The organism is Pseudomonas sp. 01L34 (assembly GCF_056400265.1).
The window spans coordinates 18,584-43,662 of record NZ_JBFTSX010000013.1 but is presented as its reverse complement, the minus strand read 5'-3'; the positions used below and the strand labels follow the sequence as shown (position 1 = coordinate 43,662).

The following is a 25,079-nucleotide window of genomic DNA, read 5'->3' as shown; positions in this document are numbered from 1 at the left end:
CATGCAAGGCGCACAGCTGAGACATCAGCCCTCCGCACCACCCGGCCGCAAGCCGGTGCCGCGGGGTGCCAGCCGAATGGTGGCCAAAGAGCCGATGTCCGTGCGCCTGCCGAAAGCCAACTTCGGTTTTCTGAAAAGCCTGTTCTGGCCCGTGTTGCTGGTGGCGTTGGGGTTCGGTACTTACGAAGGCGCACAGCGTTTGCTGCCGTACGCCGACCGGCCGATCACCAAAATCGCCGTGCAGGGCGACTTGAGTTACATCAGCCAGCAAGCGGTGCAGCAGCGGATCGCCCCGTACGTGGCGTCGAGCTTCTTCACCATCGACCTGGCGAGTATGCGCACCGAGCTTGAACAGATGCCATGGATTGCCCACGCCGAAGTGCGTCGGGTGTGGCCGGATCAGGTAGTGATTCGCCTGGAAGAACAACTGCCGGTGGCCCGTTGGGGCGATGAGTCGCTGTTGAACAACCAGGGACAGGCGTTCACCCCGCGCGAGCTGGCGAACTACGAACACTTGCCACAGCTGTTCGGCCCGCAGCGGGCCCAGCAACAAGTGATGCAGCAATACCAGGTGCTGAGCCAGATGCTCAGGCCATTGGGCTTCTCGATTGCACGCCTGGAGTTGCGTGAACGAGGCAGCTGGTTCCTGACCACCGGCGCAGGCAGCGCGGGTCCCGGAATCGAACTGCTGCTGGGACGCGGCAACCTGGTGGAAAAGATGCGCCGCTTCATTGCCATCTACGACAAGACGCTCAAAGAGCAGATTACGAACATTGCGCGCATCGATCTGCGCTACGCCAACGGCCTTGCCGTTGGCTGGCGGGAACCTGTAGCGCCGACGACAGCCCAACCCGCTGTCGCAAAGAATTAAGAAGAGGCAGGACCCATGGCAAACGTGCAAAGCGGCAAAATGATCGTCGGTCTCGATATCGGCACCTCCAAGGTGGTGGCGCTGGTCGGCGAGGTTGCGGACGACGGCACGCTCGAAATCGTCGGGATCGGTACTCATCCGTCCCGCGGCCTGAAAAAAGGCGTAGTGGTGAACATCGAGTCCACCGTCCAGTCGATCCAGCGCGCTATCGAAGAAGCGCAGCTGATGGCCGGTTGCCGGATCCACTCGGCGTTCGTCGGCGTGGCCGGCAATCACATCCGCAGCCTGAACTCCCACGGTATCGTGGCGATTCGTGATCGCGAAGTCAGCTCCGCCGACCTTGAACGCGTCCTCGACGCCGCCCAGGCTGTGGCAATTCCGGCTGACCAGCGCGTGCTGCACACCCTGCCGCAGGATTATGTGATCGATAACCAGGAAGGCGTGCGCGAGCCGCTGGGCATGTCCGGCGTGCGTCTGGAAGCCAAGGTTCACGTGGTCACCTGCGCCGTCAACGCCGCACAGAACATTGAAAAGTGCGTGCGTCGCTGCGGCCTGGAAATCGACGACATCATTCTCGAGCAACTGGCTTCGGCGTATTCGGTGCTGACCGACGACGAGAAAGAACTGGGCGTGTGCCTGGTGGACATCGGCGGCGGTACCACCGACATCGCGATCTTCACCGAAGGCGCGATCCGCCACACCGCAGTGATCCCTATTGCGGGCGACCAGGTGACCAACGACATCGCGATGGCGTTGCGCACCCCGACCCAGTACGCCGAAGAAATCAAGATTCGCTATGCCTGCGCCCTGGCCAAACTGGCCGGTGCCGGCGAAACCATCAAGGTACCGAGTGTCGGCGACCGTCCACCGCGCGAACTGTCCCGCCAGGCCCTGGCCGAAGTGGTCGAGCCGCGTTACGACGAGCTGTTCACCCTGATCCAGGCCGAACTGCGTCGCAGCGGCTATGAAGACCTGATCCCGGCCGGCATCGTGCTGACCGGCGGTACGTCGAAGATGGAAGGCGCGGTCGAACTGGCCGAAGAGATCTTCCACATGCCGGTTCGCCTGGGCGTGCCCCATGGCGTCAAGGGTCTGGACGACGTGGTCCGCAACCCGATCTATTCCACCGGCGTTGGCCTGTTGATGTACGGCCTGCAGAAGCAGTCCGACGGGATTTCGTTCTCGGGCATCGGCAGCCGCGACAGCTACAGCAATGACGAACCGAAAGCCGCTCTGCTCGATCGCATCAAGAGCTGGGTACAAGGCAATTTCTAAAGCTTTACCGCAACACCGCTTCAAAAGCAGTAGGCGAAAAAACTAGAGAATGTAAGGAGAGGGAAAATGTTCGAACTCGTAGACAACATCCCCGCAAGCCCGGTAATTAAAGTTATCGGTGTTGGCGGAGGCGGCGGCAACGCTGTCAATCACATGGTCAAGAGCAACATTGAAGGCGTTGAATTCATCTGCGCCAACACTGATGCCCAGGCGCTGAAAAGCATCAGCGCGCGCACCATTCTGCAACTGGGTACCAGCGTGACCAAAGGTCTGGGCGCTGGCGCCAACCCTGAAGTAGGTCGTCAGGCCGCTCTCGAAGACCGTGAGCGCATTGCCGAAGTCCTGCAGGGCACCAACATGGTGTTCATCACTACCGGCATGGGCGGCGGTACCGGTACCGGTGCAGCGCCAATCATTGCTGAAGTGGCCAAGGAAATGGGGATCCTCACCGTTGCGGTGGTGACCCGTCCGTTCCCGTTCGAAGGCCGCAAGCGCATGCAGCTCGCCGACGAAGGTATCCGTCTGCTGTCTGAAAGCGTCGACTCGTTGATCACCATTCCCAACGAGAAGCTGCTGACCATCCTCGGTAAAGACGCAAGCCTCTTGTCGGCTTTCGCCAAGGCCGACGATGTACTGGCCGGTGCCGTTCGCGGTATCTCCGACATCATCAAGCGTCCGGGCATGATCAACGTCGACTTCGCCGACGTACGTACCGTGATGAGCGAAATGGGCATGGCGATGATGGGCACTGGCTGCGCCAGCGGTCCGAACCGTGCACGTGAAGCGACCGAAGCGGCCATTCGCAACCCGCTGCTCGAAGACGTGAACCTGCAAGGTGCACGCGGCATCCTGGTGAACATCACCGCCGGTCCTGACCTGTCTCTGGGTGAGTACTCCGACGTGGGTAGCATCATCGAAGCCTTCGCATCCGAGCACGCAATGGTCAAGGTCGGTACCGTTATCGATCCGGACATGCGCGACGAGCTGCACGTGACCGTGGTTGCCACTGGTCTGGGCGCTAAAATCGAGAAGCCTGTGAAGGTCATCGACAATACCGTTCACACCTCGATGGCCTCCCAGCCACAACAACAAGCCCCTGTTCGTCAGGAACAGCCAGCGGTGAATTACCGTGACCTGGACCGTCCGACCGTCATGCGCAACCAGGCTCAGGCCGGTGCTGCGACTGCCGCGAAGATGAACCCGCAAGATGATCTGGACTACCTGGACATCCCGGCTTTCCTGCGTCGTCAGGCCGATTGATGAAATGTATCAGGGGTATTAGGGTGATTGGTGTTCAGCAAAGGTCTGGTCTGCTATCATCGCCAGCCTTTGTTGATACCAGTTCGCAATTTGCGCTGAAGCGGCCCATGCCATGATTAAACAACGCACCCTGAAGAATATTATCCGTGCCACAGGTGTCGGCCTGCACTCCGGGGAGAAGGTCTACCTGACCCTCAAGCCAGCGCCTGTCGACACCGGCATTGTGTTTTGTCGTGCTGACCTCGACCCTGTGGTGCAGATTCCTGCCCGCGCGGAAAACGTTGGCGAAACCACTATGTCGACCACGCTTGTTAACGGTGACGTCAAAGTGGACACGGTGGAGCACCTGCTCTCGGCCATGGCTGGCCTGGGCATCGATAACGCCTACGTCGAGCTCTCCGCGTCCGAAGTCCCGATCATGGATGGTAGCGCTGGACCCTTCGTATTCCTGATTCAATCGGCCGGCCTGGAAGAGCAGGACGCCGCCAAGAAGTTCATCCGGATCCTGCGGGAAGTGACAGTGGAAGACGGCGACAAGCGCGCCACTTTCGTCCCTTTCGAAGGTTTCAAAGTGAGCTTCGAGATCGATTTCGATCACCCGGTTTTCCGTGACCGCACACAAAGTGCAAGCGTGGATTTTTCCAGCACTTCGTTCGTAAAAGAAGTCAGCCGCGCGCGTACCTTTGGTTTCATGAGTGATATCGAGTACCTGCGCAAGCACAACCTCGCACTCGGCGGCAGCGTTGAAAACGCAATTGTGGTCGACGCGGATGGTGTACTGAACGAAGACGGCCTTCGCTATGAAGACGAATTCGTGAAGCACAAAATCCTCGATGCGATTGGTGACCTCTACCTGCTGGGCAATAGCCTGATTGGTGAGTTCAAGGGCTTCAAGTCCGGACACGCATTGAACAACCAGCTGCTGCGCAAGTTGATTGAGCAGACAGATGCTTGGGAAGTCGTGACGTTCGAAGACGCCAGCACCGCACCGATCTCTTACATGCGTCCTGTTGCGGCCGTGTAAGCAAAAAACCTCTCTAGTTTTTTAAAGGCTACCTTCGGGTGGCCTTTTTTTATGCCAGCGGGAACGATCAATCCGCAGCGACCACCCGGTTCCGCCCGTTTTCCTTGGCCTGATACAGCGCCTTGTCCGCTGCAAACAGCAACTGTTCCAGGCTGATGTCGGTTGCTGTCGTCCAGGTACTGATACCAATACTGACAGTAATCGGTGACACATCACCTCCCACCAACGGCAATTGCTCCACCGCCATACGGATTTTTTCGGCAATCTGTCGGGCTCCGGCGCTGTCGGTTTCAGCCAGGATCACTGAAAACTCCTCGCCACCATACCGGGCGACCAGGTCCGCCGGCCGTCGAACATGGGTGTCGATCACCTTGGCCACCGAGCGCAAGGCATCGTCGCCCCCTCGGTGGCCGTGGCGATCATTGAACGCCTTGAAGTGATCGATATCGATCATCAACAGCGACAACGGCTGACCGGAACGCTGGGCACGAAACCATTCATGGTGCAGAGCCTGATCCAGGCTTCGGCGATTGGCCAGACCGGTCAAGGGGTCGGTGGCGGCCAGTTGTGCCAGTTCCTGCTCGGCGCTTTGGCGTCGACGCAGCTCCCGGCAGAGCAACCAGGTCAGCCACAGCAGGCTCACGCACAGGGCAACGGTCGCAGAAGTGACTACCACCGCGGTGCGCTTCCAGGCCGCAAAGACTTCATCGCTGGACAGCGCAACGATGACGATCAACGGCAAATTCCCGACCTTGGAGAAGGTGTACAAGCGCTCATCGTTGTATCGACTGGACATGCCGGTGAAGCTGCCGTTGCCTTCTTTGACGATGCGCTGGAAATTGGGGCGGTTGCTGAAATCCTTGCCGATCAGCTCTTCGGCCAGGTGGGGTTGGTGGGCCAGGAGAATCCCGTCCTTGCTGATCAGGCTGACCGTACTGTCGCGGCCGATGCTCAAGCTGTTGAACAACTGATCGAAGTAGCTCAAATGCATGGCGGCCTCGGCCACGCCGAGGAACTCACCCTGGGTGCCGTTCACCCGGCGGCTGAAACTGATCCGCCAATCCTGTTCCGGCGGCCGGGCCTTGAAAGGGCGACTGATGAACATGCCCGGGTCCGGATTGTTGATGTGGGCCTGGAAGTATTCGCGATCGGCAAAGTTGCCCTTTCTGGGCTCCACCGAGGCCGAGTCGGCGATCACATAGCCCTTGTTGTCGAGCAACAAGATGTTGCCCTTGTACGGCGCGGCAGTGGCGCGGTCGAAATAGGCCAGGTGACGAATGGCTGGGGAAACGCTCTTGAGGTCTTCCCGCTGGGAGGCAGCGATCAAACCCAGCAGGGACACGTCATAGAGTTCGACATTGCGCAGCACGTCGGCGTCGATCAATTGCACGATATTGTTGGCGGCGCGAGCGGCGGACAATTTGGCATTGGCGTGTTCGCGGATCAGCAGGAACGCGACGATGCTCAGTATTGCAATCACCAACAACACACTACTGAGAACCAGAAGCCGCTCCGAGCGTGTCGAACGGATCGGATCACGGGATTTCGCACTGTTCACACTCATGGTTCTGACTTCTGCAAATAAGGCGTTATGAAAGTGCTTTTACAACAATCGGGCAGAGTCCCAGAAACCGGTCGCGTCCTGCGCGCCTATATAAATCCCGGATAATAAAAAGGCCAGCAAAACATGCTGGCCTTTTGCTAATTGAAGCTTAGAAGACATTCAGCGGGTAGTCGACAATTACCCGGTATTCATCCGTGTCCTGATCCAGCGCACCGTAACCGTTGCCGCCACGGTTAGACGCCCATTGCAGACGCATCGCCAGGTCTTTGGCCTTGCCACCCTGGACCACGTACTTGAGCTCGATGTCTCGTTCCCGATGCCTGGCGTTTCTGCCGTCGGCGCTGTACCACGAGGCGTAACCGCGGCTGTCCGGATCGACCTTGGTCAGGTCCAGTTCACCCCGTGAGTAGGACACCGCCGAGGTCAGGCCGGGCATGTCGAGGCCAGCTAAGTCGTAGGCGTACTTGAGTTTCCACGAGCGCTCATTCGGACCGTTGAAGTCCGAATACTGCTGGGAGTTGTCGAGATAAATGCTGTCGCCCTGGCTGATGTAATCGAACGGCGTGTTGCCGTTGACCCGCTGGTAGGCGGCGGTGACGCTGTGATGGCCCACGTCGACGGTGAAATGCAGGCTGTAGGTGTTGTTGTCGATGTTGCCCAGCAGTGCATCGCCGGTGTCTTGCGTGTGATAGAAGTGCAGGCCCGGGTTGAGGCTGACCAAGTCATTCAGCGCATAGGTGTAGTCCAGGTCGTAGTAGTACTGGTTCCAGATGTCCTTGAGTTCGGCCGCATACAGGCTGCTGGTCAGGCCCGGCAGGCCGCTCCAGGCCACGCCGGCCCAATTCAAATGCCGGCTTTCATCGCCATCGGCCAGGCTGCCATAGGACGTGCCGATGCGGGTGTGGCCGCTCTGGTTGTAGAGTTTGGTGAAGCTGGCCTGACCGCCCTCGATCATCAACCCGTCGACACTGTGGTTGGTCAGGCTGACGCCGCGAAAGGTCTGCGGCAGCATGCGGGTTTCGCCACCGGCGATCACCGGGTTGGCAAGGAACAGGTCGCCGGCCTTCAATTCGGTATCGAAGGCACGCATTTTCAGGGTGCCGCCAGCGGTGGAAAACGAGCCCGGTGCCTTGCCGTTGCCATCGCTGATCGGCAGGATGCTCGACCCGTCGGTGCCACCACCGCCGTCGAGCTTGAGCCCGAGCATCGCATGGGCATCAACGCCGAAACCGATGGTGCCCTGGCTGAATCCCGATTCGAAGCGGCCAAGAAAGCCCTGACCCCACTCGATGTTGTCATCAGCCTTTTGCAGGCGATTGCGGTTCATGTAGTAGTTGCGGGCATTGAGGTTGAGGCTCGCCCCATCGACAAAGCCTTCGCGGCTGGATTCGTCGTCGGCCTGCGCGTTGTTGGCCATCGTTGCAGTGATTGCAATGAACAGCGGACTGAATCTGAGAGGGAAACGCACGTGCGGTAAAGCTCCTTGGGTCAACTAAGTACTTCATTGTTTTGAAGTGCGGATGTTTGTTGTCAGGGAAGATGAACTGAAGGGGTTGAAAACCACCACGAAAAAAAGCCGCTGATAGCAGCGGCTTTGAAGACAACTTTTCAAAGGGAAGAGCCGATGAAAAGTGTCGAGGGAAACAGAGCGATACGTATGGATCAGCTGTCTTTCTCAACCCGTGGCTGGGCTTGAGTACTCGACGCTTGAGGGGTTTGCGCAGCCTCTTGGGCCTTGGCTGTCAGTTCGTTTTGATACTGTTCGTAGGCCTTGGCGCGTTCGGCATTTTGTGCGACGAATGTCTGCGACTCTTCAGCCATGGCGAACGGAGACAGGAACAGGGACGACAAAACGAAAGCGCTGGCAATACCCATACTGTTGGACATCTTTTAAACCTTCTTGCTTGGCAAGTGCTGTTTGATGGGGCAACGATAAGGGGCTTGGGCGAGGGGAAAAAGAGTGGATTGCATAAAGGACTGTTGCGCTAAAAGTAACAGTCCTTGAGCGCTGAAGGACATCCTGTGGCGAGGGGGCTTGCCCCCGTTCGGCTGCGAAGCAGTCGTAAAACCGGTTTGTGTGGTGTGTATGACGAAATGCGGTTGGATGTTTCAGGGGCCGCTTCGCAGTCCAACGGGGCGATGCGGCGCTCCGACAAGCCCCCTTGCCACAGGGTTCCGTCCTATCAGACTGGAAGGTGAATGCCGAAGGTATTCATCCCATGATCACTGCGCACAAACACATCCCCGCCATGCATCAGCGCAATCGCCTTGACGATCGCCAACCCCAGGCCATGGTTGTTGCCACTGTTACTGCGTGACGCATCGACCCGGTAGAAGCGTTCGAACAGGCGCGGCAGATGGTCACTGGCAAGCGGCGACCCCGGGTTGGCGACGCCGATGCTCACTTGGTGCTCCTCGACTTCGATCCGCACCTGAATCACTTGCCCAGGCGCGGTGTGCTGCACCGCGTTGCTCAGCAAGTTGATCAACGCCCGGCGCAGATGTGCGATCTCGATTCGCACCTGCGCATCGCCACTGACCTCGACCTGAACCTGCGCATCCTCAAGAATGAAATCCAGATATTCCAGCGTCGTCGCCACTTCATCAGCCAGTGAGGTGGACGTCAGTTGGGTGGCCTTGCTGCCTTGGTCGGCGCTGGCGAGGAACAGCATGTCGTTGATGATCGAGCGTAGCCGCTCCAGCTCTTCGAGGTTCGATTGCAGCACTTCGAAATAGTGTTCGGCGGAGCGCCCGCGTGTCAGTGCAACCTGGGTCTGACCGATCAGGTTGGTCAGCGGCGAGCGCAGTTCATGGGCCACGTCGGCATTGAACGATTCCAGCCGCGAGTAGGCCTGTTCCACCCGTTCCAGGGTGGCGTTGAACGAACTGACGAACTGATCGAGCTCCGGGGGCAATGGCGATAATTGCAGGCGCCCGGACAGCCTCGGTGGTGCCAGACGCTGGGCTTCCTGCGACAACTTGATCAGTGGTTTGAGGCCGATCCGCGCCACCCAGTAACCGAGTAGCGAGGCCAGCAATACCCCAATGATCGCCAGGCTGATCAGGGCGATCAGCAAGTGGTGCTGCGTCTCGTAAAAGGTTTCGGTGTCGATGCCGATCATGAAGCGCAGCGGTGGGCGCTGGTCCTTGGCTGGCAACTCGGTTAGCAGCACTTTCAGCGGGTACGGATGGTCGGGTAATTCCATGTCGCGCATGCCCAATGGGCCTTGGGCGAACGCGCGGATCGACGCGTCGGGTTGGCCGTATTCATAACCGGGATTACCGCTGACCACCCAAAAGCGAATGCGCTTGTCTTCTTCGCTCAGCAGCTTGAGCTTGGCGTTGATCTTCACCCAATGCTCGGGCGTGCCGTAACGGTTGAGCGCCGATTCGAGCACGCTGTAGCGGGCATCGAGCTCGGCTTCGGGCAGCAGGCCCAAGCCCTTGTCGACCTGTTGATACAGCGCACCGCCGATCAACAGAAACACCAGCAGCGCCACCAGCGTAAACATCCCGCTCAGGCGCAGCGCGATGGAGTTACTGGACACCACGGCTCTCCAGCACATAACCCATGCCACGAATGGTGTGCAGCAATTTTTCGTCGAACGGCCCGTCGAGCTTGGCCCGCAGGCGTTTGATCGCGACTTCGACCACGTTGGCGTCGCTGTCGAAATTGATGTCCCAGACCATCTCGGCGATGGCGGTTTTCGAGAGGATTTCACCCTGTCTGCGCGCCAACACACTCAACAGTGAGAACTCCTTGGCGGTCAGGTCCAGGCGGGTGCCGGCGCGGGTGGCTTTGCGGCTGATCAAATCTATCCACAGGTCGGCGATGCTCACCTGCACCGGCTCGTGGCCACCGCTGCGACGGGTCAGCGCTTGCAGGCGCGCCACCAGTTCGAGGAAGGAAAACGGTTTGCCGAGGTAATCGTCGGCGCCATCGCGCAGGCCTTTGATGCGGTCTTCCACCCGCTCGCGGGCGGTGAGCATGATCACCGGGGTTTGCTTGCGCGCACGCAATGCGCGCAGCACGCCGAAACCGTCGAGGCCCGGCAGCATGACGTCGAGGACAATCACCGCGTAGTCATTTTCCAGCGCCAGGTGCAGGCCTTCGACGCCATCGCGGGCCACGTCCACGGTGTAACCCTGTTCCGTCAGACCGCGGTGCAGATAATCCGCGGTTTTTTCCTCGTCTTCGATAATCAGAACGCGCATGACCCCGCCTCAGTCTGTGGTCGCCAGCACCGGCTGCTGTGCTGGTGTGGGTCTATGGAATATCCGCTCAAGCCACAAGTATATGAGCGGCGTGGTGAACAGCGTCAGCGCCTGGCTCACCAGCAAACCGCCGACCACCGCGATGCCCAATGGCTGGCGCAGTTCGGCGCCGGTGCCGTAGCCGATCATCAACGGCAAGGCGCCGAGCAGGGCGGCAAGCGTGGTCATGATGATCGGCCGGAATCGTGTAAGGCAGGCCTCATGGATCGCCTCCAGCGGTGGCAGGCCACGGTTGCGCTGGGCATCCAGCGCGAAGTCGATCATCAGAATACCGTTCTTCTTGACGATACCGATCAGCAGCACCAGCCCGATCAGCGCCATGATCGAAAAGTCCTGGCCGCAGATCCACAGCATGATCACTGCCCCGAGCCCCGCCGAGGGTAGGGTCGAGATGATTGTCAGCGGATGCACGAAGCTTTCGTACAGCACGCCGAGAATGATGTACACCGCCACCAACGCCGCCAGAATCAACCACGGCTGGCTGGCCAGCGAACTCTGGAACGCCTGGGCCGCGCCCTGGAAATTACCGCTGATGGCGGCCGGCATACCGATGTCAGCCTTGGCCTGGTTGAGCATGATCACCGCATCACCCAACGCCACGCCGGATGCCAGGTTGAATGACAGGTTGGCCGCCGGGAACATTCCGTCGTGAGCGATGGACAACGGGCCGATGGTCGGTGCATCAAATTTCGCCAGGGCCGACAGCGGCACCATTTCCCCACTCAGCGGTGAGCGCAGGTAGAAATAGTTGAGGCTTTCGGCCTTGCCGCGCTGTTTGGTGTCCAGTTCCAGAATCACATTGTACTGGTTGGTCTGGGTCTGGAATTCATTGATCTGCCGCTGGCCGAAGGCGTCGTACAGCGCTTCGTCGACATCGCTGGCGGTCAGGCCGAAACGCGCCGCCGCGGTGCGGTCGATGCTGATGTGGGTGATGCTGCCGCCCAGTTGCAAGTCGTTGGAAATGTCGCGGAACGCCGGGTTGCTGCGCAGTTTTTCCGTCAGGCGCTGGGTCCAGGTACTCAGGAGGGCACCGTCGTTGCTCTTGAGCACGTATTGGTACTGGGCGCGGCTCGGGCCGGAACTGAGGTTGATGTCTTGCCCGGCGCGCAGGTACAGCACGATGCCCGGGACTTTCATCAGTTGCGGGCGAATCCGGTCGATGAACTGGCTGGCAGACACATCGCGGTCGCCACGTTTTTTCAGCGAAATCCAGAAGCGGCCGTTGGCGATGGTCTGGTTGCTGCCTGAAACGCCGACCGAGTGCGAGAACGTCTCGACGGCGGGGTCGGCGGCGACGATTTCGGCCATCGCCAAGTGTTTTTTCACCATGTCGCCGTAGGAAATATCTGCAGCTGCTTCGGTGGTGCCGAGGACGAATCCGGTGTCCTGTACCGGGAAGAAGCCTTTGGGGATGAAAATGTAACCGGCAATGGCCAGCCCCAGCGACAGGCCGAACACACCGATCATCAATGTCTGATGGGCGAGGGCGCGGCGCAGGCCTTTGTCGTACAGCGCCAGCAAGCGCTCGCCGAAACCTGGCTTGCTGTGGGCATGATGCGCCGGTGCGCGCATGAACAGCGCGGCCAGCGTCGGTGCCAGGGTCAGGGACACCACCACCGAAATCAGGATGGTCGAGGTCGCGGTCAAGGCGAACTCCTTGAACAGCCGCCCGACCACGCCGCCCATGAACAGCAGCGGAATGAACGCCGCCACCAGCGAGAAACTGATCGAGACCACGGTAAAACCGATCTCGCCGGCGCCTTTGATCGCCGCCTCGCGCATGCCGTCGCCGGCCTCCAGGTGCCGGTGAATGTTTTCCACCACCACAATCGCATCGTCGACCACAAACCCGACGGACACCACGATCGCCACCAGCGTCAGGTTATTCAGGCTGAAGCCCATGATGTACATCAGGGCGAAACTGGCAGTCAGCGACACACCGAGCACCGCTGTCACGATCAGGGTCGCCGACAGTTGCCGCAGGAACAGCGCCATCACCGCCACCACCAGCAGGATCGCGATCAGCAGGGTGACTTCCACTTCATGCAGCGAGGCGCGGATGGTCTGGGTGCGGTCGATCAACACCTTGACCTGCACCGAGGCCGGCAACATGGCATTCAGCGTCGGCAGGGCCGCTTGAATACGATCAACGGTCTCGACGATGTTGGCGCTCGGTTGCCGGAAAATCACCAGGTTCACCCCCGGCTGGCCGTCAGCCCAGGCCTGGATGTAGGCATCTTCTGAACCGTTGACCACTTTGGCCACATCCTTGAGATGAACTGGCGCACCGTTCTTGTAGGAAACGATGAGTTGGCTGTAATCCTCGGGGTGGAACAACTGGTCGTTGGTGGACAGGGTCGAAATACTCGACTCGCCATATAACGCACCTTTGGCCTGGTTGAGGCTGGTTTTCTGGATCGCCAGGCGAATGTCCGCCAGGGTCAGGCCAATGGCGGCGAGTTTGTCCGCCGAGGCCTGCACGCGAATCGCCGGACGTTGCTGACCGGTGATGTTCACTTGGCCTACACCGTCGATCTGACTGATCTGACGGGCGAGTAGGGTTTCTACCAGATCGCTGAGTTCGGTGCCGGGCATTTGCGGTGAATTGATGCTGAGAATCAGCACCGGACTGTCAGCCGGGTTGACCTTGCGCCAGGTTGGCAGGTTGGGCATATCTTTGGGCAGTTTGCCGGCGGCGGTGTTGATCGCGGCCTGGACCTCCTGGGCGGCGGTGTCGATGCTTTTGTCGAGGGTGAATTGCAGGGTCAGGATGGTCGAGCCCAGGGCGCTGCTCGAGGTCATCTGGGTCACGCCGGGGATGGCGCTGAATTGCACTTCAAGCGGCGTGGCCACCGATGAGGCCATGGTCTCCGGGTTGGCACCGGGCAGCTGCGCGGCCACCTGAATGGTCGGGAATTCCGCTTCCGGCAGTGGCGCAATCGACAGTCGCGGGAAGGCGATGACGCCGAGCAATATAAGGGCAAAGGTCAGCAGGACCGTCGCCACCGGATGATCGATGCACCACGCGGAAATGGAACCGTGGCCCTTCATGGTTTTGGCTCCGACTGGACCACTTGCGGTGGCTCGCTCAGTACCTGAACCGTCGAGCCGGGTTTGAGCCTCGATTGGCCGTCGCTGACCAGCACGTCGCCCGGTTTAACGCCTTTGATAATGTCCTGGCCGCTGCCTTGATAGACCATTTGCACCTGCACGGCTTCGACCTTGTCGCCGTTGACCCTGTACACGAAATGTTGATCGAGCCCGCGTTGTACGACCGTGGGCGGCACCACCAGCGCATTTTTATCCAGCGCTGTCTGAATCTTTACCGTCACCAGCAGGCCCGGCCAGAGCTTCTGTGCGGGGTTGGCGAATTCGGCTTTGGCGCGGATGGTGCCGGTGTTGGCGTTGATCTGATTGTCGATCAGGGTCAGGTGACCTTCGCCCAGCAGGTTGCCGGTTTCACCGTCAGTGTCAGCGCCGATGTAAGCCTTGACCGGTGCTTGCTGTGGATCGTTGATCAGGCCTTGCAGGGTCGGCAGCATTTGCTGCGGCAGGGAAAACTCCACGGCGATCGGGTCGATCTGGGTCACCGTGAACAGACCTTGGGTGTCGGTCATGCGCAGGAAGTTGCCTTCATCGACTGTGCGAATACCAACGCGACCGGTGACTGGCGAGCGAATCTGTGTGTAGGAAAGCTGCACCAGAGCGGCGTCGATGGATGCCTGATTGCCTTGGGCGGTGGCTTTGAGTTGGTTGACCAGGGCTTGTTGCTGGTCGTAGGTCTGCTTGGACACGCCGTCGTCGACACTGAGCAATTTGTAGCGCTTGAGGTTGACCTGGGCCACTTGCAGTTGCGCCTGGCTTTCGCCCAGTTGCGCCCGGGCCTGGTCGAGGCTGGCGCGGATCGAGCGGTCATCGAGGGTGGCCAGCAGGTCGCCCTGGTTCACCAGTTGGCCTTCCTTGACCAGCAGTTTGGTGAGGATGCCGTCGATTTGCGGGCGCACGACCACGCTGTGCAAGGACAACACCGAGCCGATGCCGCTGACGTAGCGGGGCACATCTTTTTCGACGACGCTGACCACCCGCACGGGAATGGCGGTGGGGGCGGCCAGTTTGGTGGCGGCGGGTTTGGTGGCGTACCAAACGCCCGTCGCTGCCAGGGCGATCAGAAGGGCGGCGAGCAGGGCGGTTTTTTTCTGAATTCGCATGCGAGTGGGGCGCCGGGCTGAGTGGTCTGGTTTTGTCAGGTTTATACCTTCCTTTATAAACCTGTTCGCCGGTCAGGAGCGTGACTGGTAACTGACGGCGCTGTCAGTTTGGACCTCCTTTGGTTGTTGCTGATTCCTTTGGTCTTGGCGGCCTTTGGGCCGACCATGTTCTTGTGGGTGGTGTACATATCCGTTGCTGCGGTAACGGCGGCTTATGGTTTCGCCCTTACGGCGAGTCCCTTTTGGCAAACGCCCCAAAAGGAACCAAAAGGTCTCGCCCCGAACGTACGGCCCCTCGCTGAGGCTCGGGGTTCCTTCGCTCCGGTATCCATCTGGGGGCATCGCCCTACGGTTGGCTTCGCTTCAACCTACATGCGATGTGTTCGACTGCGTCGAACGGCGCTGCGCGCCAATCCCCAGATGAACACCTCCACTCAGCCTCCCGAAGGGGCGGGTGAATCAAGATCAAAAGCGGCAGGCGAGCTAACGCTCGGCCTGTTGAGTGGTGAGGGGCGGGTGTGCACCGTTCAATGGTGGGGGGGGCTTGTTCGTGAAGGCGGCCTGACAGCCGACCAATTTCTTTCGTCTGTACCCGAATGATCGTTCCCACGCTCCCGCGTGGGAACGCCGCCAGGGACGCTCCGCGTTCCGCTTTTGAATGTTTAATCGATGTACCTGAACGCAGACCTTTCCCACGTATCTTTCAGGTTGTTCGTCGGAAGCGGGCTCTCTAGTCTTTGGCTGTCGCTGACAATTCAGCGATCGGGTGTGAGAGCCCGGAAGAGGTTTTAATCCATCGCCAGTACCACCATAATCGCCGCCAGCTTATCCGCTGCCTGCAATGCTCTATGGCGGCTGTGTGCGGGCGGACTTCGGTCCGGCCGGGTTTGATCCTCTACCGGTTTCTCACTCCGCACATAGCTGCCACCACTCCGTCGCGTGAGAAACGATGAGTGATGGCTCCAATTGATTAGAGGATGTTTCAATGAGCAACAAGTTAATTCCCGATCCACCCTTCAACACCACCACCCCCAACGCCGAAGCCTCGCGCGCCGAAGAATTACTCAAAGACCGCGAAGCCATAAAACGCGCGCTCGACTACTACCTCGATCCCCCAACGCCCTACACCGAAAAAAAACGCCGCCCCAGCACCATGTTCATCGTCGCCCCGAATATGGATACCGAAAGCCTCTTGGCCCACGCCTACGAATCGTTAGCCACGGCGAGTGTCCTGGCCAGCGATTTCGCCAACGACCTGACCGGCCCGCAGCGCTACATGGCGCTGGCGATTCAACAGAGCATCATGCTGGCGGAGCTGGCGGTGAACCGGGCGCTGGATAACGTCGATCCGGCGTAGACCGCGTTATCGTTCATCGCGAGCAGGCTTGCGATGGCGGTTGGTCAGTCGGCACAAAACCCGACTGACCAGCTGCAGCCTGCAGCCTCCGACACAGGTATACTGCCGCCTTTCGCGGCTCGCCTACCGGGCCCGACTCTTTAGCATCACCCGGAGCTTTCATGACTTCCCCGACACAACCGCCGGTTGCCGACGCTTTGCGCGACGACCAGGCAGACCTGCCCGACAGCGTCGACTCCAGCGCCGACAGCGAAACCAAAGCGGCGATCCCGGCGTTCAAGTTTCCGTTCAAGCCGGGCGAACTGGCCGCCGCGAAGAGCGCCAGCCAGCCTTGGTACAAGAATGGCGCCAAGAACGGCCACACCAAGACCCCGGGCGCAGCGCCTCCTGGCACTCGTCGTTCGATGGGCAAACGCTGACCGCCAGGCGTTTTTTGTCGGTAGCAGTTCCTTCTGTCATTGAGACAATTCCCACAAGGATGAGCGATTTGTCCTCTGGGAAGTCGGTGACCACTCATCAAAGATTCATGTCCCTGAATGCTTGATGACGGTCACCGAAATGCCTTTGGTAAAAATCTTCTCCCTGTTGTCGCTGGTGGTCCTGACCGCCGGCTGTGTTTCGTCTGCGGCTAATCCACAGATCCGTTTCGGGGTCGAGGCCCTGGTTCCCCCCTTCGAGAGTCGCAACGACAAAGGTGAGCTGGTCGGATTGAACATCGAACTGGGTAATGCGCTATGTGCCGAACTCAAAAAACGCTGTGTCTGGGTTGATCAGGATTACGCCACCAACATCCAGGCCCTGGAGGCCAACCGTTTCGATGTGATCATGCCCATGACGGCAACGCCGGCGCGTCGAGAACGGCTCGACTTCACCGATAATCTTTATCCCTTGAACAGCCGTCTGGTGGCGCGTACAGGGGCGAATCTGCAGCCGGATGCGCAATCGCTCAAAGGCAAGCGTGTCGGCGTTCTGACAGGTACCAGCCGTGAGGCGTTCGCCAAGTCCCGTTGGGCTCCGGCGGGAGTGACGGTGCGCAGTTTTCATTTCAACAGTCAACTGATAGCCAGCCTGCTGGCGGGTGAGATCGACGCGACCCTGCAAGACTCGATTGAAATCACCCAGGCGTTTTTAAGTCAGCCTCAGGGGCAAGGGTTTGATTTTGCCGGGCCTGCGCTCAAGGACCCCATGCTGGGCAGTGGCGTGGCGATGGCTGTGCGAAAATCCGACACCGCCTTGCGCGATGAGCTGAATGCGGCCCTTGAGCGTCTCAAGCAGAATGGCCAGTACCAGGCGATTACCGGGCGGTACCTACCGCCTACCGTGCCAGATTCGCCACGCTATTTCCCTGCTGAAGGAGGCTTGCCATTCTCCGAAGCGGTGCAAGCCGGCACCACCCTCTATCTGTCCGGCGTGCTCGGGACGGGCTCCGATGGCGAGTTGGTCAAGGGCGGGATTGTCCCGCAGATGACCCAGACCATGGAGAATCTGCAAGCCGCATTACACCGCAGTGGTTCGACGTTGTCTCAGCTGGTCAAATGCACGGTCATCCTTGCAGACATCAATGATTTCGCTGCCATGAATACGGTGTATAGCCGCTATTTTCCGGCGGACCGTTTGCCTGCTCGCACGACATTCGCTGGCAAAAAGCTGGTGCTGGATGCGCGCGTGGAAGTCGAATGCCTGGCGGTTGCTGCTCGCTAAAGTAAAAGAACCGCTGCGCACGGATGCTGCGCAGCGGTTTGGCGTTTACGCTGCCCGCAACGAAATAAACGCATAGTTCAGCGGCGCTTCAGTCACCACCTGCGCCCCGGCCGCCAGCACTTGCCCGGCGATATCATCGCCAGACACATGAAACAGCCATTCACCGCCCGACCCGGCCTGCGATTGCTGCGCCAGCTGATCGATCACCATGGCAAACGCGGTCATGTCCGGCAGATAAGCGGTAAACCCATCGCCCTTCAGCGCTGTCGTTCGAATCCCCAATAGCGCGCAAATCGCATCCTTGGCCTGAATCTCATCGCGATCCGCTTGGCGGGAGCGCTGGATCAATCCCGCCAGTTCCTGATCGACCAGTTCACCGCCAACAATCAGATCCGGGCCTTTTTCCCATGACTCGGGCGGGCAATCCTTTGCTGCCGGGTTGAGCGGGATGTGTGGGTTGATTTCCATCGGATAGATGCGGCACACCAGCGGGCGGCGTTCGTAGATGCGGCAGAGGTTGTCTTCGTCAAGATTCCGGCAGGGGCCGACGTTGTAGGCGGCAAAGGTGATCGCCACATGCGCTTCGCAAGTGCCACTGCGAACCAGCGCCGAACGGCGTTCGGCGTGTTCGCGTTGTTGTGTTGGCAGGCCCAGGCCGTTGGCGAGAAAGGCTTCCACCAGCACGATCACCTGGCCGCCATCGGCCGCCCACATGCGGGCTTCGGCCAGTGTCAGGGGAACATGGTGGTCGGTGCAGCATTTGCCACAACCGACGCAGGAAAACGGTGTATTCATTGAACGGCCAGTGACCTGTGAGGGCATGAAACGGCGACAGAAAGCCACCGCAAAGGCCAGTGCCGAAGCAAGTTATGCGCCAGTCACTGCGCTTTTGCCGTTGGACGGATGGAGTCCCATTCGGTGACGTAGGCGGTTTTGCTTTTCTTGTTGTAGAGGCACAGCTCGGTGCCTTGCTGGCCTTTCATGTGTTTTTGCGGGTACTGGCCTTGCAGCAGGAGCGCGGTATAACCGACCCGGTCATCGAACTGCGCGGCGTTGCCGACGGGTTGGGGTTTTTTCAGGCCGCTGGCCTTGGTGCAACTGGCGAGCACGGCTCTGTCGAAGGCGGCCCAGGCATCGGGGCTGGAGGCGTGGGCCTGGGCGGCGAGGGTGGTGAGGCAGAGGAAGGTCAGGGTGGTGGCTTTCATGATCAGGCATCCTTGGCGTGTAGTGGTCAAGGTCGGAGTATGCCTGATGGCTTGCTCGCGAAAGCGGTCTGTCAGACAGGCACAGGCTCCCGGCGGACCACATACATCCCGGCACATTCATACAAACCCCGCGCCCGAAGGTTGTCTTCCCGCACCTTCAAATCCACAAAACCTTCGCGGCGCTGCGCAAACACCTTGAAAGCATGGAGCAGCAGCGCACGGCCAAGTCCGAGGCCTCGAGCACGCGGGTGCACCACCAAGTCCTTGATGTAGGCACTGGTCCAGCACTGGGCGACGCCGACGATGCCTTCGGCATCCAGAGCGATGAAGCACAGGGTAGGATCGTATTCAGGATCGGTTTCGAAACGCTGTTGCCAGACTTCCAGCGCCGGCACGCGACCGCCGCCCTCCCGATAACCCAGTTCCATCAAGTGATGAACGGCTTCGGCGAGTTCGGGACGGTACTCGGTCAACTCAATGTCGTTTGGCCAAGTGAAAGGCGGCACACCCTCGGCGAGGTTGCGCCGCATCAGAAAACAAAAGTCCTCGGCCACACTCAGTGACCTTGTTCGGCGACGACCCTGGCCGCCTCGATCAGGCACTTGGTCAGTTCTGGCGAGGAGAACTTGGTCAGCACCCCGTTGGCCCCGGCCAGTCGAGCCTTCTCGCTGTTCATCGCGCTGTCCAGCGAGGTGTGCAGCAACACGTAGAGGTGCGAGAAGTCCGGGGTTTCGCGCAAGGTGCGGGTGAAGGCATAGCCGTCCATCTCCGACATTTCGATGTCCGAGACGATCAGGTTGATCTGCTGGGCGGTGCCTTGCAGGTCCAGCAGGCAGTCGATGGCTTCCTTGGCGCTGCGGGCGGTGTGGCATTGCAGGCCGAGGTTGCGCAGGGTGTGCACCGATTGTTGCAGTGCGACCTGGCTGTCATCGACCACCAGAATTCGCGCATTGCCCAGTACTTCAGCCTCTTCCATGCTCAGTTCGGTCGGGGCCATTTCGATCTGCGCCGGCGCAATGCCGTGGATGACCTTTTCGATGTCCAGCACCTGCACCAGCGTACCGTCGACCGACGTCACGCCGGTGATGTACGAGCGCACGCCGCCAGAGCCGAAGGGGGGTGGACGGATGTCGGTGGTCAGGCAGTGGACGATCTTGCTCACCGCCTGAACGTGCAGGCCCTGCTTGGAGCGGCTGACGTCGGTGACGATCAGACAGCCACCGTTCGGGTCTTCCAGCGGTCGTTCGCCGATGGCGCGGCTCAAGTCGATCACCGACAACGACGCGCCGCGCAGGGTGGCGATGCCTTTGACGTGGGGATGCGACTCCGGCAGCTTGGTCAGCGGCGGGCAGGGGATGATTTCGCTGACTTTCAGCAGGTTGATCGCCATCAGCTTGCCGCTGCGCAAGGTAAACAGCAGAAGCGAAAGTGAATCTGCGCGGGCTTTGTTGGAAGACATAAAAACCTTCTGTGGAAAAGGTGAGGCGATTATGAGCATCGCCAACAGCTATCGATGCCGGGTTATCGACTTGTTGGGGGCTGGCTTTAGGGGAAATGCCTATTGCCAGCCAAACGGTGACCCCTGTGGGAGGGAGCTTACCTGTGGCGAGGGGGCTTGCCCCCGTTCGACCGCGAAGCGGTCGTGAAACCAGCGATGAAGCTCTAGCTGGAAAAAGCGGGGAGCGCTTCGCACTCCAACGGGGGCAAGCCCCCTCGCCACAAAGATTCCGCCCAACGTAATAACCGCGTTATTTCATGCCCAACCGCTTGGCCATTCGCCCCAGGTTCGCCCGATCCAGGCCCAACTCCCGCGCCGCGCTGGCCCAGTTGTGGTGGTGTCGTTCCAGGCAAGCGCTGATCAGTTGGCGCTGATAGTGCTCGGTGGCTTCACGCAAATCCCCTGGAATCAACTCAGCTACCGGCGCAGCGACCACGGGTTCCGCTGCCTGTTCTACGCCGCTATTGGGCAAATCCAGATCCGCCGCGCTCAAGCTGAGAATCTTCGGCCGTTGCGTGCAATTACCCAGCGCCTTCAACGCGCTGCGGCCAATCAAGTGCTCCAGTTCCCGCACGTTCCCCGGCCAACCATACCCCAACAACGCCGCTTGGGCATCGCTGGTCAGGCGCAGGCTGTTGAGGCCCATGCGTGAGCGGTTTTGCTCCAGGAAGTAGCCGCTGAGCAACAGCACATCCCGACCGCGATCCCGCAATGCGGGCACCAGCAGCGGGTAAACACTCAGGCGATGATAGAAGTCGGCGCGGTAGCGGCCGCTGCGTACTTCCTCGGCCAGGTCGCGGTTGGTCGCCGCGATCAGCCGCACGTCGACCTGATGTTCCTTGTCCGACCCCAGCCGCTGCAATTGCCCGCTCTGCAGCACCCTCAGTAATTTGGCCTGCACCGCCAGCGACAGTTCGCCCACTTCATCGAGGAACAACGTGCCGCCGTTGGCCAGTTCGAACTTGCCGCGACGATCGTTCGTCGCCCCGGTGAAAGCACCGCGCACGTGGCCGAACAGTTCGCTCTCCACCAGGGTGTCCGGCAGGGCGGCGCAGTTGAGGCTGATGATAGGTTTGTCGGCCCGGGGCGACGCGGCGTGGATGGCTTGGGCCACCAGCTCTTTACCGACCCCGGTTTCCCCGGTGATCAACACAGTGAGATCGCTGCCGCCCACCAGATTGATCTCTTCCACCAGTCGCTTGTAAGTCTTGCTCTGGCCGATCATTTCACGGTTCTGCTGGCCGCTGGCCTGGCGGTAAACCTCGGCGCGTTGATGTTCGTCTTCGGCGCGATTGGCCAGCCGTTCGATGCGCTCGGCGGCGTTTACGGTAGCGGCGGCGAGGCTGGCGAAGGCTTGCAGGGCGTCCAGTTCGATCGGCTCGAAGCGCTCAGGGTCGAGGGCGTCGAGGGTCAGCAGGCCCCACGGGCGCTCGTCGATAAACAGCGGGCAGCCTATGCAGTCGTGGACTTCCAAATGCTCGTGCAGGCCATCGACCAGGCCGTCATAAGGATCGGGCAAGTCGCTGTCGGCGGCGAAGCGGGTCGGGCCGGGGCTGCTGAGCAGCGCTTCGAAGCGCGGGTGTTCGCTGACCTTGAAGCGGCGGCCGAGGGTGTCGGTGCTCAACCCGTCCACAGCCAGCGGCACCAGCCATTCGCCGTCGAGTCGCAGCAGGGCGGCGGCATCGCAAGGGAGCAGGGCGCGCATGGCTTCGAGCAGGCGCCGATAGCGCTCACCTTCGGGCAGCTCGCGGGACAGGTCGGAGACCAGGGGCAGCAGGGTCGTGAGCAGTAATTTTGCAGTCATAATGACTCCGTGTAGTCGCTATGACTATAAAACGATGAGTGTCGATATGACTACATTGTTTTTAATTGTTTGATTTATAAGGTTTTAATTGTTGGCATGGAAACTGATAAGCAAAGGGTATTCATATAAAGCCCAGGAGTTGCTCTTATGCTTAGCGTTCAAGACCGTGCCATCGTCAAGTCCACCGTACCGCTGCTGGAAAGCGGTGGCGAGGCATTGATCACTCACTTCTACCGCATGATGCTCTCCGAATACCCGGAAGTCCGCCCGCTGTTCAACCAGGCCCACCAGGCCAGCGGCGATCAGCCTCGCGCCTTGGCCAACGGTGTATTGATGTACGCGCGGCACATCGACCAGCTCGATCAGTTGGGCGACCTGGTGGCCAAGATCATCAACAAGCACGTGGCCCTGCAAATCCTCCCGGAACATTACCCGATCGTGGGCAGCTGCCTGTTGCGAGCCATCTCTGAAGTACTGGGCGACGAAATTGCCACGCCTGAAGTGATGAGCGCCTGGGGCGCGGCCTACAACCAACTGGCCGAAATCCTGATCGGTGCCGAAGCCAGTATCTACGACCAGAAAGCCCAGGCACCGGGCGGCTGGCGCGGCGCGCGGGAATTCATCGTGGCGGCCAAGGTCGAGGAAAGCTCGGAAATCACTTCGTTCTACTTCGAACCGGCGGATAAAGGGCCGATTCTCGCGGCCGAGCCCGGCCAGTACATCGGCATGAAACTGATCCTCGACGGCGAAGAAATCCGGCGTAATTATTCGCTGTCGGCGCTGGCCAACAAGGGCCAGTACCGCATCAGCGTCAAGCGCGAAACCGGTGGCCGCGCCTCCAACCATTTGCACGATCAACTGCACGTCGGCGCGAGCATCATGCTGTTCCCGCCAGCGGGCGACTTCACCCTGACCGCCAGCGACAAACCGTTGGTGCTGATCAGTGGCGGTGTCGGCATCACCCCGACGCTGGCAATGCTCGAAGCGGCGCTGGCGACCGAGCGGCCGGTGCATTTTATTCACTGTGCGCGCAACGGCAGCGTGCATGCCTTCCGCGACTGGATCGACGGGCTGGCCGAGCGTCATCCGCAGCTCAAGCGTTTCTATTGCTACGCCGAAGACGATGGCGTCAGCCCGGCGGCGGACAAGGTTGGCCTGCTGAGCCAGGAGCAACTCGGCGAGTGGTTGCCGCAGCAACGCGATGTGGATGCTTACTTCCTGGGGCCTAAAGGCTTCATGGCGGCGATCAAGCGTCACCTCAAGGCCTTGGGTGTGCCGGAGAAGCAAAGCCGTTACGAGTTCTTCGGGCCGGCTGCGGCGTTGGAGTAAGCAGTGCGGCGACTCGGTCGGGGGACCGAGTCGCTTTCTTCGCGGGCAAGCTTCACCTCGGTCCCGATTCGTAAAAAACGCTTAAAGGTTAATCCGTTCTTAACCGGTTTATCGTTTATTCCCCGATGCTGATGATAGGCGCTCGTTCGTTTACATGATCAGGATCGCCCCATGACTCACATCACTATCTCCCGCCGTTTAACCCTGGCCGGCTTCAGCCTGACCGCTGCGCTGCTGGCGAGTCCGTTTGCCTCTGCCGAACCGACCTTGCTCCAGCCCAAGAGCCTGATTGTCGATCAGAGCCTGTCCAAGGCGCAGCGCGATTCCATGGAATTGGCCGCCCGGCGTTATGGCAGCTTCTGGAACACCGGGGAGGAGGGGTTGGCCAAGGCTGCGTTGTCAGAGCAGTTCGTCGACAAGACCCCGCCAGAAGGCCGGGTTCAGGGGCCGACCGGGCCACTGCTGGCGTCGAAGTTCTTTCGCACGGCGGTGCCGGACCTGAGCTGCGAGATCGAACAAATGATCATTGCCGGTGATCGGGTGGTGGTGCATTTGCACTTTCGCGGGCACTTCACCGGCCCGTTCAAGGCTCTCAAAGGTCAGGGCCAGCGTGTAGACTTCCGGGCAACCGATATCTATCAGATCGACAACGGTCGCATCGCGGCCAATTGGCATATCGAAGACAACATCAGCCTGATGCAGCAGCTGCAAGCGCAGCCGCCGGCGAGCTGATCCACGGACACAGAAGGGAAACGCGATGAGCGAGGAAACAATGCGGTTGGGACGTGAACGGCGCTATCTGGTGTTGCTGGGCATCATCTGCCTGGCGCTGATCGGTGGCGCGCTGTACATGCAAGTGGTGCTGGGCGAGGCGCCGTGCCCGCTGTGCATCTTGCAGCGCTACGCATTGTTGCTGATCGCGCTCTTCGCGTTTATCGGCGCAGCGATGCGCACCCGCCGCAGCATCACGCTGTTCGAGGCGTTGGTGGTGATCAGCGCCATCGCAGGCGTTGGGGTGGCCGGGCATCACGTCTATACCCAGCTGTACCCGGAAGTCAGCTGTGGCATCGATGTGCTGCAACCGATCGTCGACGGCCTGCCGCTGGCGAAGATCTTCCCGCTGGGCTTCCAGGTCGACGGTTTCTGCTCCACGCCGTACCCGCCGATCCTTGGTTTGTCCCTGGCACAGTGGGCGCTGACGGCGTTCGTGCTGGTCGTGGTGCTGGTGCCGCTGCTCACTTGGCGTAACCGCAAAGCGCTGCACTGAGGCCGTCCGCCACACCGTTGCAGGAAACAAAAAACGCCCCGGTCCTCGTTGAGAGGCCGGGGCGTTTTGCATGTTCAAAGCTCAAATGAAAAGACCTTGATGCGCGACAATTATGGATGCGGCATGTGTGCGACATGTTGTCACAGCTCGAGTGTCGCAAGTCATTTCAAGACATGGAATCGGGACACCTCAAGGTACCCAAAACAGGCTCTGCAAGCCACTGCCGCTTTCAGTGCCAATCAGCCGAAACAGGCAGTTTTAACAGGGGCTGGCGAATGGCCAAAGCCCTTGTCACATAGGGGGTAGAGCAGGGTCTGAGGCGAGCGCAGAGCCCAGGAAGCTGTCTGAACTTCGCGCGGTACACCTACATTTTTTGGTGTTTTTGTTGAGAATTAATTTCGATACCATGGCCCACTTTTGCAAAAACCGTGAATGATTGTT

At 60.0% G+C, this 25,079-nt stretch carries 22 protein-coding genes; 10 read left to right on the top strand and 12 right to left on the bottom strand.

Annotation, left to right across the window (positions count from 1 at the left end):
• Nucleotide 1: 1 nt before the first annotated feature.
• From AC1DQM_RS29180 to lpxC, 4 genes are all read left to right on the top strand, one after another.
• Nucleotides 2-871: a cell division protein FtsQ/DivIB gene (locus AC1DQM_RS29180; RefSeq protein ID WP_007939848.1), complete on the top strand. Its 870-nt coding sequence runs from the start codon at nt 2-4 to the stop codon at nt 869-871.
• A gap of 15 nt (nt 872-886) precedes the next feature.
• Complete coding sequence (ftsA, locus tag AC1DQM_RS29175) at nt 887-2,146, top strand: cell division protein FtsA (RefSeq protein WP_007939849.1); 1,260 nt, start codon at nt 887-889, stop codon at nt 2,144-2,146.
• 66 nt (nt 2,147-2,212) lie between these two features.
• Entirely contained in the window at nt 2,213-3,406 is a 1,194-nt protein-coding gene (gene ftsZ / locus AC1DQM_RS29170; RefSeq protein WP_007939850.1) for a cell division protein FtsZ, read from the top strand.
• Between the two features lie 112 nt (nt 3,407-3,518).
• Complete coding sequence (lpxC, locus tag AC1DQM_RS29165) at nt 3,519-4,430, top strand: UDP-3-O-acyl-N-acetylglucosamine deacetylase (protein ID WP_007939852.1); 912 nt, start codon at nt 3,519-3,521, stop codon at nt 4,428-4,430.
• A gap of 67 nt (nt 4,431-4,497) precedes the next feature.
• Here lpxC and AC1DQM_RS29160 read toward each other — a convergent pair whose 3' ends face one another.
• The 7 genes from AC1DQM_RS29160 to AC1DQM_RS29130 form a co-directional block, all read right to left on the bottom strand.
• Nucleotides 4,498-5,994, bottom strand: a complete 1,497-nt coding sequence (locus AC1DQM_RS29160; RefSeq protein WP_111455300.1) for a sensor domain-containing diguanylate cyclase — start codon at nt 5,992-5,994, stop codon at nt 4,498-4,500.
• Between the two features lie 148 nt (nt 5,995-6,142).
• A complete protein-coding gene (locus AC1DQM_RS29155) occupies nt 6,143-7,462 on the bottom strand; it encodes an OprD family porin (protein ID WP_477747217.1) in 1,320 nt (439 codons plus the stop codon).
• A 194-nt stretch (nt 7,463-7,656) separates the two neighbouring features.
• On the bottom strand, nt 7,657-7,881 hold the full coding sequence (locus tag AC1DQM_RS29150; protein WP_064616208.1) for a hypothetical protein: 225 nt from the start codon (nt 7,879-7,881) through the stop codon (nt 7,657-7,659).
• A 296-nt stretch (nt 7,882-8,177) separates the two neighbouring features.
• Nucleotides 8,178-9,542 (bottom strand): heavy metal sensor histidine kinase, encoded by a 1,365-nt coding sequence (locus AC1DQM_RS29145; protein WP_477747216.1) that lies wholly within the window; start codon nt 9,540-9,542, stop codon nt 8,178-8,180.
• Nucleotides 9,532-10,209 (bottom strand): heavy metal response regulator transcription factor, encoded by a 678-nt coding sequence (locus AC1DQM_RS29140; protein WP_018930141.1) that lies wholly within the window; start codon nt 10,207-10,209, stop codon nt 9,532-9,534. The genes AC1DQM_RS29145 and AC1DQM_RS29140 overlap by 11 nt, the downstream gene beginning before the upstream one ends.
• Before the next feature lie 9 nt (nt 10,210-10,218).
• Nucleotides 10,219-13,320 carry a multidrug efflux RND transporter permease subunit gene (locus AC1DQM_RS29135; protein ID WP_477747215.1) on the bottom strand — a complete coding sequence of 1,034 codons (3,102 nt, stop codon included), beginning with the start codon at nt 13,318-13,320 and terminating at the stop codon, nt 10,219-10,221.
• Nucleotides 13,317-14,477 carry an efflux RND transporter periplasmic adaptor subunit gene (locus AC1DQM_RS29130; protein WP_138866839.1) on the bottom strand — a complete coding sequence of 387 codons (1,161 nt, stop codon included), beginning with the start codon at nt 14,475-14,477 and terminating at the stop codon, nt 13,317-13,319. The genes AC1DQM_RS29135 and AC1DQM_RS29130 overlap by 4 nt, the downstream gene beginning before the upstream one ends.
• 985 nt (nt 14,478-15,462) lie before the next feature.
• Here AC1DQM_RS29130 and AC1DQM_RS29125 point away from each other — a divergent pair.
• The 3 genes from AC1DQM_RS29125 to AC1DQM_RS29115 all read left to right on the top strand — a co-directional run bounded on the left by AC1DQM_RS29125 (nt 15,463) and on the right by AC1DQM_RS29115 (nt 17,535).
• Nucleotides 15,463-15,834 carry a DUF6124 family protein gene (locus AC1DQM_RS29125; RefSeq protein ID WP_477747214.1) on the top strand — a complete coding sequence of 124 codons (372 nt, stop codon included), beginning with the start codon at nt 15,463-15,465 and terminating at the stop codon, nt 15,832-15,834.
• Between the two features lie 161 nt (nt 15,835-15,995).
• Entirely contained in the window at nt 15,996-16,253 is a 258-nt protein-coding gene (locus AC1DQM_RS29120; protein ID WP_018930146.1) for a hypothetical protein, read from the top strand.
• 139 nt (nt 16,254-16,392) lie between these two features.
• Nucleotides 16,393-17,535, top strand: coding sequence for a transporter substrate-binding domain-containing protein (locus AC1DQM_RS29115; RefSeq protein WP_477747222.1), 1,143 nt, complete (start codon nt 16,393-16,395; stop codon nt 17,533-17,535).
• A gap of 45 nt (nt 17,536-17,580) precedes the next feature.
• Here the strand turns inward: AC1DQM_RS29115 and AC1DQM_RS29110 are convergent, their stop codons facing one another.
• From AC1DQM_RS29110 to norR, 5 genes are all read right to left on the bottom strand, one after another.
• Nucleotides 17,581-18,330 carry a YkgJ family cysteine cluster protein gene (locus AC1DQM_RS29110; protein ID WP_138866841.1) on the bottom strand — a complete coding sequence of 250 codons (750 nt, stop codon included), beginning with the start codon at nt 18,328-18,330 and terminating at the stop codon, nt 17,581-17,583.
• An 83-nt stretch (nt 18,331-18,413) separates the two neighbouring features.
• Nucleotides 18,414-18,740: a hypothetical protein gene (locus AC1DQM_RS29105; protein WP_477747213.1), complete on the bottom strand. Its 327-nt coding sequence runs from the start codon at nt 18,738-18,740 to the stop codon at nt 18,414-18,416.
• A 71-nt stretch (nt 18,741-18,811) separates the two neighbouring features.
• Nucleotides 18,812-19,270 carry a GNAT family N-acetyltransferase gene (locus AC1DQM_RS29100; protein WP_477747212.1) on the bottom strand — a complete coding sequence of 153 codons (459 nt, stop codon included), beginning with the start codon at nt 19,268-19,270 and terminating at the stop codon, nt 18,812-18,814.
• A 26-nt stretch (nt 19,271-19,296) separates the two neighbouring features.
• Entirely contained in the window at nt 19,297-20,199 is a 903-nt protein-coding gene (locus tag AC1DQM_RS29095) for a chemotaxis protein CheV (RefSeq protein WP_018930150.1), read from the bottom strand.
• 289 nt (nt 20,200-20,488) lie between these two features.
• The gene (gene norR, locus AC1DQM_RS29090) at nt 20,489-22,042 is read right to left on the bottom strand and encodes a nitric oxide reductase transcriptional regulator NorR (RefSeq protein ID WP_477747211.1); all 1,554 of its coding nucleotides are present in this window, start codon (nt 22,040-22,042) and stop codon (nt 20,489-20,491) included.
• A 147-nt stretch (nt 22,043-22,189) separates the two neighbouring features.
• Here norR and hmpA point away from each other — a divergent pair, with 147 nt between their 5' ends.
• From hmpA to AC1DQM_RS29075, 3 genes are all read left to right on the top strand, one after another.
• Nucleotides 22,190-23,371, top strand: coding sequence for an NO-inducible flavohemoprotein (gene hmpA, locus AC1DQM_RS29085; RefSeq protein ID WP_018930152.1), 1,182 nt, complete (start codon nt 22,190-22,192; stop codon nt 23,369-23,371).
• A 171-nt stretch (nt 23,372-23,542) separates the two neighbouring features.
• On the top strand, nt 23,543-24,103 hold the full coding sequence (locus tag AC1DQM_RS29080) for an ester cyclase (RefSeq protein WP_111455309.1): 561 nt from the start codon (nt 23,543-23,545) through the stop codon (nt 24,101-24,103).
• Nucleotides 24,104-24,128: 25 nt separating this feature from the next.
• Entirely contained in the window at nt 24,129-24,638 is a 510-nt protein-coding gene (locus AC1DQM_RS29075; protein ID WP_111455310.1) for a disulfide bond formation protein B, read from the top strand.
• Nucleotides 24,639-25,079: the final 441 nt, after the last annotated feature.